This is a genomic window from Variovorax sp. P1_H12_2, from assembly GCF_056405335.1.
The window spans coordinates 1-14954 of the sequence record NZ_JBFUCI010000122.1; the positions used below are offsets into that span (position 1 = coordinate 1).

Genomic DNA, 14954 nt, shown 5'->3' on the forward strand with positions numbered 1-14954 from the left:
GATCCCGCCAGAGACCCATCTGACGCATCAACTGCGGCCTGGAGCCCGTGACGACGTTCAGTCCGATCCGTCCGGGGGCGATCTGGTCGAGTGTCGCGACGATCTTCGCGACCACTGCCGGCGGAAACACCATCATGTGGGCCGTGGCCCAGATGCTGATCCTCGACGTTGCCTGAGCCAGTGCGGCCATGCAGGTCAGCGATTCGAGGGAGTACTTCATCGCATTCGAGTCGCCGCCATAGCCGCGCCAGGTCGCCGGGCTCATTGCGAAGTCGAATCCCATTTCCTCGGCCGCAAGCGCGATGGCGAGGTTGCTGCTGTACGAGCCGGTCAGTGCTGGAGAGTTCGTCGACTTGATCCAGCCTCCGCTTATCACGGGAAGAAAGACACCGATTTCCGTCGAAACGGGGTTCTGATTCATAGCGTTCATTCCTTGCAAGAAACGCAAGATGCCGCAATCAGAGTCATGTCGATTCGTTGCGATCAGGCGTTGAATTGCATGATAGGTATGCCCGAAGATTGCATCGATACCAACGTTTGAACGCGAGGTTCGCAAACTCTCAAACTAAGGCAGCGAGCCGGCGTGTGTCGAGCCTTCAGCGCTGTGCTCGAACAGTTCTCGTGATGCAGTCGATGAACGCCTTGACTGCAGGCGACAGTTGACGACTTTGCTTTACCGAAAAGCCGTACTGATAGTCGATGCGGTACAGGTCCTTGCGCAGCGGACGCATCTCGTCGGTCGCGACCCAGTGGTTCGCGAAGTGCTCGGGGAGATAGCCGACATAGTTCCCCGAGAGAATCAGGTGCGCGGTGGCTTCGATGTGAAAGGTCTCGACCTGCGCAATCTCCAGATTCTGACCGAGGAGCGCCGGCGCCGGGTCGTACCAGCGAGACGAATACGAGGTGTTCCTCAGATCGCTTTCCGAGATCATCTCGTCCTTGATGCCGAAGAGCTTGTGCTTGGCCCCGCAGTACAGGTAGCTCGAGCGGCTCAGCAGGGAGATGTAGTCGAACTTGCTCGAGTACTCGTGCACGCTCGTGATGCCGATGTCGAGCTTGCCCTCGTCAATGCGTCTCTCGATCTCATCCGGATGGAAAACGTAAAGCTCCAGGTTCACGTCGGGGTTTGCCGTGGTGAAGTTCCTCAACCCCTCGCTGAGTCGAAGCTCATCGACCCAGACGAATGAGTCGACGACTGCAACCCGAACGCGGCCGTGCACAGACTCGCCCAGCGACTCGACTTCGTCCTGGAAGGTGTTGAGGGACTTCATCAGCTCGGTGGAAGCCCGATAGACCTTCACGCCATCGTCGGTCAACTCGAAGCCGCGGCGACCTCTTTCGCACAGGCGGACTCCCATCCGTACCTCGAGGTCGGCCAGATAGGTGCTGATCGTCGAGCGGGTGATGCCGAGCCGCAGTTCCGCGGCGGCGAGACCGCGGCATTCCGCCACCGCCTGGAATACCCGCAGCAGGCGAAGGTCGAGGTCACTGATCCGACCGAGTTTGGCGCGTCGTCGTCCCATCACATCTGGCGCGAAATGCCACCGTCAAGGATCAGGCGCAGCAGCGCTTGCGACAGGACGGAATCTTCCGATGCGAGGTCGAGAATCACATCGAAATGATTTCGGCCTGCCACCTCGAGCAGCGTCGAAGGGAAGCCCGCTTTCCGCCAAAGTCGATGGAACTCGACGGACTGGCGCTTGAAGCCGGCCGCATCGGCCTGCGCGTAGGCCATGACCATTGGACAGCCCTGCCGCGGCATGTTCACCATCGGACTCAGGGTCTGAACGGCGTGGTCGTCGAGCGGCATCCAGTCCTGGACGAAGGAGTTGGCGATCGGTGCCAGCTGGAACAGGCCGCTGATCGGCAGCGCACCCTTGACGATCGTCTCGGGCACGCCGCTGCCGTGGTGCCACCCGCCGGCAGTGAGGGCCGCCGCCAGGTGGCCGCCGGCCGAACTGCCGCCTGCGTAGATCCGTTCGGGATCGATGCCGAGGCGCGGCCCCTCGCGCCAAAGAAAAACGATGGCGGCGCGCACCTGCCGGACGATCTCGGCGAGCGTGGCTTGAGGTGCGAGTTCATAGTCCACCGCGACGGTGGCAATGCCGTGGCGGTCAAGCATCGCCGCCATGAAGGCCGAGTCGCGCTTGGAGAGCGTGCGCCAGTATCCGCCGTGGATGAACACGAATACGGGGCGCGGCTGCCTGGAGGTGCCATAGACGTCCAGGCTTTGCGCACTCAACGGGTCGTAGACGACATCGAGATGTGTGGCGCAGGGGCCGCCGAACCGCTCGGACAGGGAGCGGTAGCGTCCCATCTCGGCGTCGAAAACTTCGGGTGTGACCGTGGCGCGCGCGCCGTAATCCAGATCGATGCGCTGCCGCGGCCAGCAGCCCTCGTCGGCAAGTGGATGGAGGTGCGGCGTCATCGGGGGGCGCTGATCCTGTCGCTCTCAGCTGCTGCGCGACAGATCGGCCGCCGTGTCCGTCCAGAAGATCATCCGGCGGGAAATCCGGCGAACGACGGCATGCAATCCGATGCCGATCAGGCTCAGAACGATCAGGATCGCGAAGACGCCGGACGTATCCATCGAGAAGTTCCGCTGCAGGATCAGGTAGCCGAGCCCGGCCTGGGCGCCGACGAACTCGCCAACGATCGCGCCGATCACGGCCAGGACGATGCCGATGTCCAGGCCGGCGAAGACAAACGGCAAGGCATGCGGCAGTCGAATCATGTGGAACACCTGCCAGCGCGATGCCGTGCAGGCGGTCATCAGGTCGATCTGATCGCGCGGAACCGAGCGCAGGCCGACGATGGTATTGACGACCACCGGGAAGAACACAATGGTCGCCGTGATCACGATCTTCGAGGCGGCACCGAAGCCGAACCAGACGATGAACAGGGGTGCGACTGCCACCTTCGGCATGGTCTGGAAGGCCACCACGTAGGGATACAGCACGGCTTCCAGGAGCGAACTTTGACCGATGGCCGCGCCGAGCACAAAGCCCAATGCCGAGCCGATGACGAAACCAGCCAGGATTTCAGTCAGCGTCACGCCGAGATGCTGCACGATCTCGCCCGAGGCCAGGCCGTTGGCCAGCGACGCGATGACCGCGCCGGGAGAGGGGAAGATCAGCGGCGATACGTCGAACAAGCTGACGGCAGCCTGCCATACGGCCATGACGCAGACGAACACGGAGCCGGTCAGCAGGCGCCGGGTCCACATGCTCATCCCGAGCTGGCCGTCGCGCGCAGGGCGCTTGGGCACTTGCCCCTTGCTGTTCGTCGCGGTCTCTGCGGACCGTGCAGCGGCGCTGAGCGAAGCGGGCGCCTCGGAGGCGATGGCGGAGATGGTCGGTGATGTCATCAGTCGATTCCTCCCGACGCCTGGAGGTCGTTGCGGATGCCGCGCACGTAGACTCCAAATCGCTCGGTGTTGATCAGGTCGAGGGTGCGAGGGCCGGGCAAATCCACGTCGACGATGCGCGTCACGCGTCCCGGGCGCGGGGACATCACCACGACGCGATCGCCGAGGAAGACGGCCTCCGGAATGCTGTGAGTCACCAGCATGATGGTTGAGCCCGTGCGCTCCTTGAGCCGCAGGAGCTCGAGGTTCATCGACTCGCGGGTCATCGCATCGAGCGCACCGAACGGTTCGTCCATGAGCAACAGCGAAGGGTCATTGACGAGGGCGCGGGCGATTCCCACACGCTGTTGCATGCCGCCCGAGAGTTCGCTCGGGTATTTGGTCTCGAAGCCTGACAGGCCGACCATGTCGAGATAGTGGCGAGCACGTTCGAGCGCGCTTGCGCGGTTGCGCTTCTGTATCTCTGCAGGCACAAGCACGTTTTGAAGCACGTTGCGCCAGGGCAGCAGCACGGGCGCCTGGAATACCACGCCAACGTCGCGTCCCGGTCCACTGACGATGCGTCCGGAGACCGCCACCTCGCCGTTGCTGGCCCGTGCCAGACCGGCCAGGATCCGCAACAACGTGCTTTTGCCGCATCCGCTCGGACCGACGACGGTGACGAACTCGCCCTTCTGAACTTCGAAGCCGATGTTGCTCAGCGCAGCGACATCGCCGCCATCCTTGGATCGATAGGTCTTGTTGACCTTCGCGAACCGGAAGGCTGGCGGGACGACGGGGTTTATGGAAATTGAAGCTTGCATGGGGAAGTGATTGGTTTCATGACCTTGGTTCGGCACCGCTGCCATCAAACGCCCTTGCAGGCCTTCGCTGCGGCGATCACCGCGTCGTGGTCGAACCGATTGATCGCCGCGGCAAAGCCTGGCGTCGAGATCAGCATCGACTCCGGCGGCAGCTTGCGCTTGATCAACTTCTCCTGGAACATGAAGTCCTGCATCCGCCCGTATGCGGCGGCATCCATCGCGCCGATCCACTTGCCGCCGCGCAGTTCATAGCCATCGCGCATCGCCTTGAGTTGAAACTCCAGCAACGCAAGATCCCATTTCGCCAGCGTCGCCTCGTCGGCGCCGGTCGGCTTGCTGGAGGGGAAGGTTTTCCAGTGGACGCGACGTGCGCAGTCTGGGTTGGTCTGCGCGAACAGCGTTGCCATCGCCGAGCCTCGGGCGATGGCCTCGACCATGGCCGGATCGCTGTCGATCGTCTTCTGCATGGTAGCGAATGTGAAGTCGGGCATCGTCGCCCACGACGGATCGCGCAGGATGCGCAGTGGCATACCGGCATTTTCGAAACCCACTAGTGCCTGTCCCCAGAACATCAGTGCCTGCACCCGGTCGTTTTTCAGCGCTTCCAGGGCGGGCGCCCCGGCACCGGTCGCAATGATCTGCACGTCGGTGTCCGGGTTGAGGCCGTTGCTGCGCAAATAGCCTTTCAGCAGCGACGTACCGCCGGTGCCCAGGCTGAAGATGCCGATCTTCTTGCCCTTGAGATCCTTCACATCCTGGATGCTGCTGTTCTTCGGAACGCCCACGCCCCAGTCGACCGGGGCCGTCTCCATCAGGCCACGCACTGCAATGCTGTTTTCGGTGTTGGCCTGGATCAAGGCGGTCGAGTTGACTTGCGCAAACTCCGCGCTGCCAGCGACCATCTGCTGGACGCCAATAGGAGAGCCCGATACGGCAACCAGCTTGACGTCGTACCCGGCATCGCGCCAGTAGCCGRGGGCAATCGGCAGCGTGAGCCACGGATAGCCCACATTGATGACCTGCGTGCCGACGGTGATCGTGACCGGCTTCAGAGCTTCGCCAGCGGCGTGCGCGGTCACGGGGAACGTACCTGCGACCAGCGCGATCGATGTGACGAAGGACGCTGCACGCAACATCCATTGGCGCCACAGCGACGATCGTTGAAGACGCGCCAGGGGTCGAAGAGAAATCTTGAAGTCAGAGGTCATTGCAACTCACTAGCTGGGTTGAGGGCCGCAGGCATGGTTGTGCGTGATCGCTAGCACAATCCATACCGACACGATTTCGGTGGCGCCATCGTATGGATGTACTGCTCGACGTTCGATCACTAGGTTTGAACGCATGGTTCGCCTTTTCTCAAACTGAGTGGGCCCGCAGGCCGGCGAATGGTCGTGCTGCCGAGCGGCTCGTCTGCTGGGCGACGAACCCCGCGCTCGCCAGCAACGCCGGGCCTAGTCGGGGAGCCGTTCAAGTACCGACCACGAAGCGCGCGCCTCGATGGCCTCGCCCGCGGCCAGGCAAAGATCTTCCCGGAACCGTCCGGCTGCGAGTTGAACGCCCATTGGCACGCCGTCCACCAGACCGACGGGTACGGACAAGCCGGGAAGGCCAAGGATGGCAGTGGACACCAGGGGGCTCTGCGCACGAATCATCCGGCCCATCACGTCGTCGCCTTGCTGATCCTGGTCGACCTTGAACGGTCGGTCGAACGACACCGGCATGAGCAGGACAGGGAAGCGTTCGAAGAACATGCTCCACGCCCGCAGAAGCGTCGTCCGTCGGGCCAACGCCTTGATGAAAGCGTCCTTGTCCAGCGTTGGCGTATGCGCCAGCATGCTTCGGTACGCACGCTGAATCGCCCTGTCCCCGACGCGTTCGATCTCCAGCTGCATGGCCCCCTTGGCTTCGTTCATGAGCACGCTGAGCCACAGCTCGGCGGCCTCGTCGAAGCTGGGTGGCGCCGCTTCTTCGACGACGTAGCCGGCATCCTCCAGCCAAGCGGCGGACTGCTGCAAGGCCGCCAGAACGGCGGGGTCGGGCCTGAGCGATGGCGTGCCCGTGAACAACGCGACGCGCGGGCGGTCGTCCCTCGGGCGCATCTCGAGTGGCGCCGGAACCCACCAGGGATCACGGGGATCCCCGGACGACATCGCGGCCAACCCCAGGCGGAGGTCGGCGACGGTTCGGCCCAGCGGGCCCTGGGTCGCCGCCATCTGGGATGCGATCGGCCGCTCCGAATTCTGGCTGGCGTTGTACGCAGGCACGCGCCCGTGCGACGGCCTCAATCCCGCGACGCCGCATGCGTAGGCGGGATACCGGATCGACCCTCCCTGGTCGCTGCCGTGCGCAAGAGCTCCGACACCCAAGGCGGCGGCCACAGCAGCGCCGCCGCTGGAGCCACCCGGCGTGCGCGTCGCATCGAAAGGGTTGACCGTGCGCCCGTGCAAATCGTTGTCCGAGAACCAGCGCCAGGAGAACGCCGGAACGTTCGTACGACCGATGATCACGGCGCCGGCCTTCAGCCAGTTGTCGACCGCCGGATTGTTCTCCGAGGCGATGACGTCGCGGTACGCGACCACCCCGTTGGTCGTTGCCGATCCGGCGACATCGACATTGGCCTTGATCGTCACCGGCACGCCGTGGAGCATTCCGAGTTCCACCTTGTCGCGGACGGCGGCGTCGGCGGCGTCGGCGGCCCGGGTGGCCTGATCGGCATGGATCTCCGAGAGCGGATTGAAGGTGGGGTTGACCTGATTGGCTCGTTCGAGACAGCTCTGCACGGCTTCCCGGCTGGACACTTCCCGCGTTCGGATGGCCTTTGCAAGGTCGAGGGCGTTCCAGTGCCAGAGTTCGTTCGTCATGGTGTCTCCGGGTCGGGGTCGGGAACGTTGGCCGCGGTCAGTCGGCCGTCGCGCCGGATCGCTTCACCATCGCACCCCAGCGCGGGATCTCGGTCGCAATGAGACTGGCGAATTGCGCGGGCGTGGAGGGCGTCGCATCGACGGAGAGCGTCGCGTTGAGCTTGACGACCGCCGGGTCCTGAAGCGACTTCGCGATAGCGGCATTGAGCTTGTCGATGACCGGCTTGGGCGTGCCGGCAGGCGCGACGATCCCGCCCCAGGAAACCACCTCGAAGCCCTTCAGGCCGGATTCATCCACCGTCGGCGTATCGGGAAGGACGGGCACGCGCTTGAGGCTGGTGGCGCCCAGCACCTTGACCTGGCCCGAGCGGATGAAGGGCAGGACGCCGGCGACGTTGTCGACCATCACGTCCAGCTGGCCACCGGCGATGTCGACCACTGCCTGCTGGCCGCTCTTGTACGGAACGTGGAGCATGAAGGTGCCGGTCTCGCTCTTCAGTAGCTCGCCGGCCAGATGGGCGCTCGATCCGATCCCGAGCGAGCCCACGCTGATCTTGCCCGGATTCTGCTTGGCATAGGCGATCAGCTCCTTGATGTTGTTGGCCGGAAAGTCGTTGCGGGCGACGAGCACCAGCGCATTGCTGATGGCGAGGCTGACGGGCGCGAGACTGCGTTGCGGGTCATAGGGCAGCTTCGAGTACATGCTCTTGTTGATCGCCAGCGTGACCAGGTTGCCGAAACCGATCGTGTAGCCGTCCGCGGGCGATGTCGCCAGCAACTGGGTACCGACGATGCCTCCCGCACTGCCGCGGTTGTCGATGACGACCGGCTGGCCCAGTTCGCGCCCGAGGGCGTCGGCGATGGGCCGCAATACGACGTCGGGACCGGAGCCCGCCACATACGGCACGATGAGCTTGATGGGTCGCTCGGGCCATTCCGCGTGGGCGGCACCGGCGCACAGGCCGACGAGCAGCACGAAGGACGATGCAGCGGCGGTGCGGGCACGACTCAAGAAATTCGGCATGGGCATTCTCCAGAAGAGTCTTCGCGGAACCAGGCTTTGGATGGCCATCGGTCTTGATGTCATTCAGCTTAGACATCGCCGGCGCTGCGCGTAAGGCTATTATTTTGTTATGGTGACAATCTACAGTTGTCACCATCGCACAGGCGGCCGCACATGAAAGATCATCACCTTCGGGCCTGGTTGAAAGTCGCCGAGCTCGGCAGCATCAGGGCGGCCGCTCGCAGTCTTCATCTCAGTCAGGCCGCGGTGACCAAGGCCATCAAGGAGCTGGAAGGCGAGCTCGACGCGCCGCTCCTCACGCGCAGTTCGAAGGGCATCGCGATCACCGAGTGCGGTGAGCATCTGACCGTGCGTGCGCGAATCGCGGAAACCCAGTTGAATCTTGCGCGACAGGACATCCGGCAACTTCTGGGTGGCGCCCGGGCGCGCGTGTCGGTGGGCGTGACGCCGATGGTGATGCTGAGCGTCTTGCCCGATGTCCTGAGCGACTTCAGGCGAAGCATGCCTGCGGCCAGGGTCAGGGTGTCGGAAGGTTTGCTGCCGGCGGTCCTGCCCGCACTTCGCAATGGCACGCTCGATTTCGCGCTGGCCGTGCGCATGCTGATGGCGAAGGACGACGAGTACGCATTCGAGCCGTTGCGCCCGCTCGAATTCATGATCGCCTGCCGGCGCGGCCACCCCCTCGCTCGAGCCACGCGCTGGGCGGACGTCGTCGACTGCGAGTGGCTGCTCAACGTTTCAACCGGCAGTCAGACCGAGGCCGTTCTGAACGGTCTGCGCGCGACGGGTTTGGCCTTGCCCGAACGCGTGGTCGAATGCGACACCTTCGGTGTCATGTGGAATCTGATGACGCGAAGCGACGCCTTGCTCATCTGTCCCTCCGCGATGCTCAAGGTCAAGCCCTACTGCGATGAAGTGGCACGAATTCGAGTCAAGGCGCCGATGCCCCCAGCAACCATCGGCATCATGACGCTGCGAGGGACACCGCTGTCCTTGGCGGCCGCGACCATGGCGGATCTGTTCAGGCGCCGCGTGGCGAGTGCGAGCGCCGTGCTGGCGGCGTAGCGCGGGGACGTTCATGCGATAAGTCGCCTTGCGGTCCAGCGGCAGGCCGTTCCACAGTGTTGTCACAACTGCACTGCAGACTTCACCCCTTTCAGCCACCGTGTAGCAAAGAAAAGAGGGGTATCCATGCGTCGCCGTGATTTAGCAACCGCCGTGACCACCGGCATTGTCCTGCCCGCCATCGTCGGCTCGGCGTCCGCGCGGGCGGAACGCCCATTGGCCAAGGACGGACTTCAGCAGCACATGCTGGCCGCGTTGTCGAAGGAGATTGACGACAGCGCCAGTGCGCGCACCCTCGTCCCACACATCGAGGACGTCGGGTTCGACTGGCAGCCGGACACTGCTCCCGTGGCGCAGCTGGACTTCATCGTCGCCTACGCGTTCGGCAACCGGCTGCCCGCCGGTGGCGGCGACCCGTCGAAGGTGCTCGCGGACCCGGGCCCGACGAACGAAGCGCTGGCAGATGCCGTGGCCGCGGTCCTGGCGCGGCGCCAGGTTCATGTGTACGCGCAGTGGGAAATCGCCCGCTGGCTGAAGTCGAAGTACGGCATCTCCAACCTGACGTCCGTCGAGCCGGTCATCGCCGCGGACGGCACGATCACCTACCTGAGCACCGACGGCGTGGCCGCCCAGGTCCTCGCGGCCCGTGCCAAGCTTCCCGGTGGCATCGGCACCGCCGCGGTCGTTGGTTTCCGCGATCACATCAAGCGCTGCGTGCAGACCACGCGCGATCGCGGCATCGCCGCGTTCGCCCCCGCGGGAATCCCGATGCCGGGCACGTATGACCCCCAGTCGGGCCAGCCGTGGACCCGCCGCCGGGATCTCTACCTGGTGCACGACATGTACGCTCAGTGGGCCACCCTTCGCGCGAAGCTGATCGCCCAGGCGTACCCCAACGGCTGACGCGCGCCCTCGAGCTCCGAACGGGGCCTGGCAGGTGATCGAGCTCGCTCCCGCCAATTGATGCGTTGGCGAGCCGCCTGGCCTTGCGCGTGAATGCGCTGATTCGCGAGTCAGAACCCTCCGCGAAAAGCTCCTTGGAGGCGCTGCATCGTCGTGCCGGATTGCATGGCGAACAAGGCCGTTCTATAAGAGAACAAACAAGGGCGCAGCTCGAAGGGAGTGTCATGAGTGCAATCAATGCCTTGGGCCGGAGTATCCGCAGCCACCGCATCGCCGCGTGTTCGCCACCGTGCGAGCCGATCACTGGGGTGGGGGCACCCATGTGCTCGCGTTTCGCCGGCCACTTCCTCTTTGATGCCTGATGTGATCCGCGCCCTTCTGCGAGGCCTCGTCGCCAGCCTCTCCATCRCCGTCGGCTATCTGCCCATCGCCTTCTCATTCGGTCTGGCTGCGGTCGAGGCCGGCCTGTCGCCGAATGCCACGCTGCTGATCTCGGCGGCCGTGTTCGCGGGGGCCAGCCAGTTCCTGTTGATCGCGCTGCTGGTCTCGGGCGCCGCGTGGTGGACTGCGGTTCCCACGGTGCTGTTGATGAATGCGCGCCATCTGTTCTATGGACCCGCGCTGGTGAATCGATTGCCGGCGCGGACGGCGCCGCTGCCTGCTCCATTGTTGGCATTCGGGTTGACCGACGAAGTCTTCGCGACCGCCTTGAGCAAGGTCGACCGCGTGCCTGCGGCGGAGCGCGAGACGTGGCTGGTCGGGCTGCAACTGGGGGCCTACAGCGCCTGGTTGCTCGGCACCTGGCTGGGGACGCGCCTGTCGGGCCGGATCGACCTGTTGCCCGACTTTGCGCGTGATGCGCTCGGCTTCGTGCTGCCGGCCTTGTTCCTTTCGCTGCTGCTCGAAATCGGCGTCGCGCGCTGGAAGATGCCGATCCTCGTCGCCGCAGCGTCGGCCGCAGTCTTGCTGGCGGTGTTGCCGGCCCACCATGCCCTCGCGCTGGGCATCGTGGCCGGCGCGCTGGCCAATGCCATTGCGAGGCCAAGGGCATGAACAGGTCCGTCGTCACGATCATTCTTCTGTGCGGCCTTGGCACCTTCCTGCTGCGCTGGCTGCCGCTATGGCATGCGCGCCGCGCGGCCGACCGTGCGTCGACCCGCGCCGGGAGATGGCGCCGGCTCTTCGAAGGAGTGGGGCCGGCGGCCATCGCCGCATTGCTCGCGGTCTCGCTGGCTGGCTATTTCCCGCAGGCGCTGGCACCGGCGCGAGCCGCCGGGCTGATCCTCGCGCTGGCGGCGGTCGCTGCGAGCAAGCGCTGGATCGGGGGCATCGCATGGCCCACGCTGGTGGGTGCCCTGGCCTACGGGGTGGCGATGCGCTGGGTGGCCCCTGCACTGCCTTGAGTGTCGAGCCGACGCGTCATCGCCTGCCATTGTTCCGGGTCTGATCTCGAACGGCCCTCGACGCCCGGCGATAGATCAGGACCATGGCGACCAGGCCGACGAGAGCCGCCAGGTTCGCCGCCAGGGCGAGCGCGAACAGGAGGCCCGCCACTTCCGCCATGAGAAGCGCCACCGCCAGCGAAGCCGCCCACAGCCCGCCCCACCTGAGGATGTACAGGTCCATGTAGGTCTTGAGCCAGACGTCGTTCCTTCGTGCGATGGCTTCGGCCTCTTCCGCGGACGCCTCGGGCGCAGCCTGCTCGAGGAAGCTCTTCGGGGACCAGAAGCGATTCCAGACGGATGCGGGGCGAGGTTCTGAGGGGCTCATCGAGACAGAGATTACCCGCAGCAGGCGCGGGCCTGCCGCGCTCGGTCCGGTTCGCAGATCGACAGGATTCGTCGGCCGTGCGTTCAGCCGCCGCCGCCGTCGAGGGTGCTCACCAGCAACTGCCCCAACTCGGCGCGCCGCGCCGCGCCCATGCGCGGCTTGATCGCCGCAATCGAGATGGCGGCGAAAGGCGCGCCCGCATTCGGAATCACCGCGCCGACGCCGCCCACGCCCTGCGTCACGGTGTCCACCAACTCCGCGTAGCCGGTCCGGCGCGTGCGCGCGATCACCTTGCTGATCTGCGACGGGGTCAGCCCCGCGGCATCGAAGGCCGGCGCGTGCTGGGTGCGGATTCGCGCGATCTCGTCGTCGGGCGCGGCCGACAGCATCGCCAGCCCGCCCACGCCGATGCCCAGGGGGCGGATGTCACCGACGCGGGTGCTGAAGATCTTCACCGGGAAGGCGCCGTCCTCGCGCGCGAGGCAGACGGTGTAGTCGCCCTGGCGCGCCAGCAGGAACACGGTGTCTTCGGAGATGCGTGCCAGGCGCTGCAGCATCGGCTGGTACGACCCCAGCAGCGGCGCGCGCTTGAGCGACGCGAAGCCCAGGCGCATCGCCTCGAGGCCGAGCCGATAGCGGCGCGTGGCGGCGTCGCGCTCGGCGAACTGTTCCTCGACCAGGCAGGTGAGCAGGCGGTGCGCCGTCGATCGCTCGAGCTGCGTGAGGGCGACCACTTCGTTCACCGCCAGGCCTTCCTCGTGGTGCGCGCCCAGCACCCGCAGGACCTGGAGCGAACGCCGCATGTTCTGGGCCCCCGGGGTTTCCATAGGTTTGCTCACGATGTGGGATTTCTCGCAGTTGTTGATCGCAGGATGAGCATACCCGTCCGACCATCGGCGCTTCCCCGTACGCAGGAACTTCGATGACTGAACCCCTTCTCCTGATCGAGCAGACCGGCGCGGTGCGCCGCATCTGGCTCAATCGCCCGCAGGCGCGCAACGCCCAGAGCCAGCAGATGCTCGACCAACTCGACGCTGCCTTCGAGTCCGCGCGCACCGACGAGGCCACCCGCGTGGTGGTGCTTGCCGCCAAGGGCGCGCATTTCTCGGCCGGTCACGACCTGAAGCAGGCGCAGGCGGAGCGCGCCGAGTTCACGGTGGAGGAACGCTGGGCCTATGAGGAGCAGCGCTACTTCAACTACTGCATGCGCATCTGGGACTTCCCCAAGCCAACCATCGCGCAGGTGCAGGGCGCCTGCGTGGCGGCGGGCTTCATGCTGGCCAACATGTGCGACCTCATGGTCGCGTCGGAGGACGCCTTCTTCTCGGACCCGGTGACGCACACCATGGGCGCGGCGGCGACGGAAGTGCTGATCCATCCCTGGGTCCTGGGCTTGCGCCAGGCGAAGGAACTGCTCTTCACCGGCGAGCGCCTGTCGGCGGCGGAGGCCAAGGCGCTCGGCATGGTGAACCGGGTGGCTGCCAACGACCGCCTGGACGAGGAGACGATGGCGCTGGCCCAGCGCATTGCCAAGGCCCCGCCCTTCGCGCTGCAGATCCTGAAGAAGTCGCTCAACCGCTCGGTGGACGTGCAGGGCATGCGCCACGCACTGTCGGCGCATTTCGACGTGCACCAGCTCAGCCATGTGAGCGAGGAGTACCGGCAGACCAAGGAAGCGGGCCTGGCCAACGCGATCATCAAGGGAGCGCGGGCATGAGCGTTCACTCGCGTCACCGACTTGGCCCGCTGCTTCAGCCGCGCTCGATCGCCATGGTCGGCGCCAGCAACCAGGCCGGCCGGATCGGCGGCATGCCGCTCGATCTGCTGCGTCATTTCGGCTATGCGGGCCAGGTGTTCCCGGTCAACCCCAAGTACCAGGAGGTCTTCGGCTACACCTGCTATCCCGACATCGAATCGTTGCCCGAGACGCCCGACCTGGTCGTGCTGGCCATCGGCGCGGAAGACGTCACCGCCATGCTCGAGCGCTGCCACGCCAGGGGCATTCCGGCCGCCATCGTCTACGCGGCCGGCTTCGCCGAGGCGGGCGCGGCCGGGGAAGCCCTGCAGCGCACGCTGGAGGACTTCGTCGCGCGCAGCGGGATGGTGGTGGCCGGCCCCAACTGCATGGGCTTCGCCAACCTGAACCTGCAGGCGCACACGGCCTTCGCCTCGGTGTTCCGCAACGTGCCGCCGCAAACGCAGCCCGGCCGGGTGAGCGTGCTCACGCAGAGCGGCAATGTCTGCTCGGCGGTGTTCGCGCTGATCCGGCGGCTCGGCGTGCCGGTCAGCCAGTTCATCAACACCGGCAACGAGGCCACGCTGGAGTTTGCCGAGTACCTCGAATTCCTGGCGCAGGACCCGGAGACCGATTGCGTGATCGGCTACGTCGAGCAGTTGCGCAACGGCCGGCGCTTCATCGATGCCGCGCTGTCTCTGGCCGCGCAGGGCAAGCCGCTGGTGATCTACAAGGCGGGCGAAACCGAGAAGGGCTCGGAGGCGGTGCGCTCGCACACCTCGGCGCTGGCCGGCGACCTGGCGCTCTACCAGGCGGGCTTCGAGCAGCTCAACGTGATCCGCGGCACCGACTTCGCGCAGATGGCCGACCTGGCCTACCTCAGCGGCTTCCGCCGACGCGAGGGCGKCCGCCGCGTCGCCATCGTGACGATGTCGGGCGCGCTGGGCGCCATCCTGGCCGACAAGCTGATCGGCGCGGGCCTGGACGTGCCGACGCTGCCGCCCGCGCTGCAGCAGGCGCTGCGCGACGGCATCCCCGACTACGGCATGGTGTCGAACCCGGTCGATGTGACCGGCAACGTGGTGAACCAGCCCGACTTCGTGCGGACCATCTTCACCGCGCTGGCGGAAAGCGACGCGATCGACACCGTGATCGTCTATGCGCCGGGCTACCTGCTCGACCGCATGGCCGACACGCTGGTCGACGTCTGCGCGCGCTTCCCGCGGCTGTTCGTCGCCATCGACACGGGCGCCGCGCAGTGCCGCGCGCGGCTGGCCGATGCCGGCGTGCCGGTGTTCGACGACCTCGGCCGCGCCACGCAGGCGCTGGCGCCGTACTGCCTGTGGCTGGCGCGCCGTCCGGCCGTGGCGCGCTGGGCCGCCTTGCGCGCCGCACCGCCGCGGCACGACGCCGCGCCGGCGCTGCC

16 protein-coding genes are annotated in these 14954 nt (G+C 65.9%); 6 read left to right on the forward strand and 10 right to left on the reverse strand.

Features of this window, described 5'->3' with window-relative positions; all coding sequences use genetic code 11:
• The 8 genes from AC1D2K_RS14505 to AC1D2K_RS14540 form a co-directional block, all read right to left on the reverse strand.
• A partial coding sequence (locus AC1D2K_RS14505; RefSeq protein WP_478089529.1) for an LLM class flavin-dependent oxidoreductase occupies positions 1-421 on the reverse strand: 421 nt, incomplete at its 3' end.
• Between the two features lie 175 nt (positions 422-596).
• The gene (locus AC1D2K_RS14510; RefSeq protein ID WP_478089530.1) at positions 597-1523 is read right to left on the reverse strand and encodes a LysR family transcriptional regulator; all 927 of its coding nucleotides are present in this window, start codon (positions 1521-1523) and stop codon (positions 597-599) included.
• Positions 1523-2428 (reverse strand): alpha/beta hydrolase, encoded by a 906-nt coding sequence (locus AC1D2K_RS14515; protein ID WP_478089531.1) that lies wholly within the window; start codon positions 2426-2428, stop codon positions 1523-1525. The genes AC1D2K_RS14510 and AC1D2K_RS14515 overlap by 1 nt, the downstream gene beginning before the upstream one ends.
• A 24-nt stretch (positions 2429-2452) precedes the next feature.
• On the reverse strand, positions 2453-3367 hold the full coding sequence (locus AC1D2K_RS14520; RefSeq protein ID WP_478089532.1) for an ABC transporter permease: 915 nt from the start codon (positions 3365-3367) through the stop codon (positions 2453-2455).
• Positions 3367-4170 (reverse strand): ABC transporter ATP-binding protein, encoded by an 804-nt coding sequence (locus tag AC1D2K_RS14525; protein ID WP_478089533.1) that lies wholly within the window; start codon positions 4168-4170, stop codon positions 3367-3369. Before AC1D2K_RS14525 ends, AC1D2K_RS14520 begins: the two co-directional genes overlap by 1 nt.
• Positions 4171-4214: 44 nt before the next feature.
• Positions 4215-5378, reverse strand: coding sequence for an ABC transporter substrate-binding protein (locus AC1D2K_RS14530; RefSeq protein ID WP_478089534.1), 1164 nt, complete (start codon positions 5376-5378; stop codon positions 4215-4217).
• Between the two features lie 243 nt (positions 5379-5621).
• Positions 5622-7031: an amidase family protein gene (locus AC1D2K_RS14535; RefSeq protein WP_478089535.1), complete on the reverse strand. Its 1410-nt coding sequence runs from the start codon at positions 7029-7031 to the stop codon at positions 5622-5624.
• A 37-nt stretch (positions 7032-7068) separates the two neighbouring features.
• On the reverse strand, positions 7069-8055 hold the full coding sequence (locus tag AC1D2K_RS14540; protein WP_478089536.1) for a Bug family tripartite tricarboxylate transporter substrate binding protein: 987 nt from the start codon (positions 8053-8055) through the stop codon (positions 7069-7071).
• A 153-nt stretch (positions 8056-8208) separates the two neighbouring features.
• Here AC1D2K_RS14540 and AC1D2K_RS14545 point away from each other — a divergent pair, with 153 nt between their 5' ends.
• The 4 genes from AC1D2K_RS14545 (at position 8209) to AC1D2K_RS14560 (ending at position 11426) form a co-directional block, all read left to right on the forward strand.
• Positions 8209-9120, forward strand: coding sequence for a LysR substrate-binding domain-containing protein (locus AC1D2K_RS14545; protein WP_478089537.1), 912 nt, complete (start codon positions 8209-8211; stop codon positions 9118-9120).
• Between the two features lie 153 nt (positions 9121-9273).
• Entirely contained in the window at positions 9274-10023 is a 750-nt protein-coding gene (locus AC1D2K_RS14550; protein WP_478089538.1) for a hypothetical protein, read from the forward strand.
• Between the two features lie 363 nt (positions 10024-10386).
• The gene (locus AC1D2K_RS14555) at positions 10387-11076 is read left to right on the forward strand and encodes an AzlC family ABC transporter permease (RefSeq protein WP_478089539.1); all 690 of its coding nucleotides are present in this window, start codon (positions 10387-10389) and stop codon (positions 11074-11076) included.
• Complete coding sequence (locus AC1D2K_RS14560; RefSeq protein WP_478089540.1) at positions 11073-11426, forward strand: AzlD domain-containing protein; 354 nt, start codon at positions 11073-11075, stop codon at positions 11424-11426. Before AC1D2K_RS14555 ends, AC1D2K_RS14560 begins: the two co-directional genes overlap by 4 nt.
• Before the next feature lie 16 nt (positions 11427-11442).
• On the opposite strand, the gene AC1D2K_RS14565 is transcribed toward AC1D2K_RS14560, so the two are convergent.
• Together AC1D2K_RS14565 and AC1D2K_RS14570 are read right to left on the reverse strand one after the other, a co-directional pair.
• Positions 11443-11793: a hypothetical protein gene (locus tag AC1D2K_RS14565; RefSeq protein WP_478089541.1), complete on the reverse strand. Its 351-nt coding sequence runs from the start codon at positions 11791-11793 to the stop codon at positions 11443-11445.
• An 83-nt stretch (positions 11794-11876) separates the two neighbouring features.
• The gene (locus AC1D2K_RS14570; RefSeq protein ID WP_478089542.1) at positions 11877-12632 is read right to left on the reverse strand and encodes an IclR family transcriptional regulator; all 756 of its coding nucleotides are present in this window, start codon (positions 12630-12632) and stop codon (positions 11877-11879) included.
• Between the two features lie 83 nt (positions 12633-12715).
• Here AC1D2K_RS14570 and AC1D2K_RS14575 point away from each other — a divergent pair, with 83 nt between their 5' ends.
• Together AC1D2K_RS14575 and AC1D2K_RS14580 are read left to right on the forward strand one after the other, a co-directional pair.
• Positions 12716-13510 carry an enoyl-CoA hydratase gene (locus tag AC1D2K_RS14575; protein ID WP_478089543.1) on the forward strand — a complete coding sequence of 265 codons (795 nt, stop codon included), beginning with the start codon at positions 12716-12718 and terminating at the stop codon, positions 13508-13510.
• On the forward strand, positions 13507-14954 hold a 1448-nt coding region (locus tag AC1D2K_RS14580; RefSeq protein ID WP_478089544.1), incomplete at its 3' end, for an acetate--CoA ligase family protein. The genes AC1D2K_RS14575 and AC1D2K_RS14580, both read left to right, overlap by 4 nt.

Bases quoted from the DNA above. Each gene is read 5' to 3' on its own strand.
- AC1D2K_RS14510 (WP_478089530.1), bottom strand. From the start codon at position 1,523: ATGGGACGACGACGCGCCAAACTCGGTCGGATCAGTGACCTCGACCTT.
- AC1D2K_RS14515 (WP_478089531.1), bottom strand. From the start codon at position 2,428: ATGACGCCGCACCTCCATCCACTTGCCGACGAGGGCTGCTGGCCGCGG.
- AC1D2K_RS14520 (WP_478089532.1), bottom strand. From the start codon at position 3,367: ATGACATCACCGACCATCTCCGCCATCGCCTCCGAGGCGCCCGCTTCG.
- AC1D2K_RS14525 (WP_478089533.1), bottom strand. From the start codon at position 4,170: ATGCAAGCTTCAATTTCCATAAACCCCGTCGTCCCGCCAGCCTTCCGG.
- AC1D2K_RS14535 (WP_478089535.1), bottom strand. From the start codon at position 7,031: ATGACGAACGAACTCTGGCACTGGAACGCCCTCGACCTTGCAAAGGCC.
- AC1D2K_RS14540 (WP_478089536.1), bottom strand. From the start codon at position 8,055: ATGCCGAATTTCTTGAGTCGTGCCCGCACCGCCGCTGCATCGTCCTTC.
- AC1D2K_RS14545 (WP_478089537.1), top strand. From the start codon at position 8,209: ATGAAAGATCATCACCTTCGGGCCTGGTTGAAAGTCGCCGAGCTCGGC.
- AC1D2K_RS14560 (WP_478089540.1), top strand. From the start codon at position 11,073: ATGAACAGGTCCGTCGTCACGATCATTCTTCTGTGCGGCCTTGGCACC.
- AC1D2K_RS14565 (WP_478089541.1), bottom strand. From the start codon at position 11,793: ATGAGCCCCTCAGAACCTCGCCCCGCATCCGTCTGGAATCGCTTCTGG.
- AC1D2K_RS14575 (WP_478089543.1), top strand. From the start codon at position 12,716: ATGACTGAACCCCTTCTCCTGATCGAGCAGACCGGCGCGGTGCGCCGC.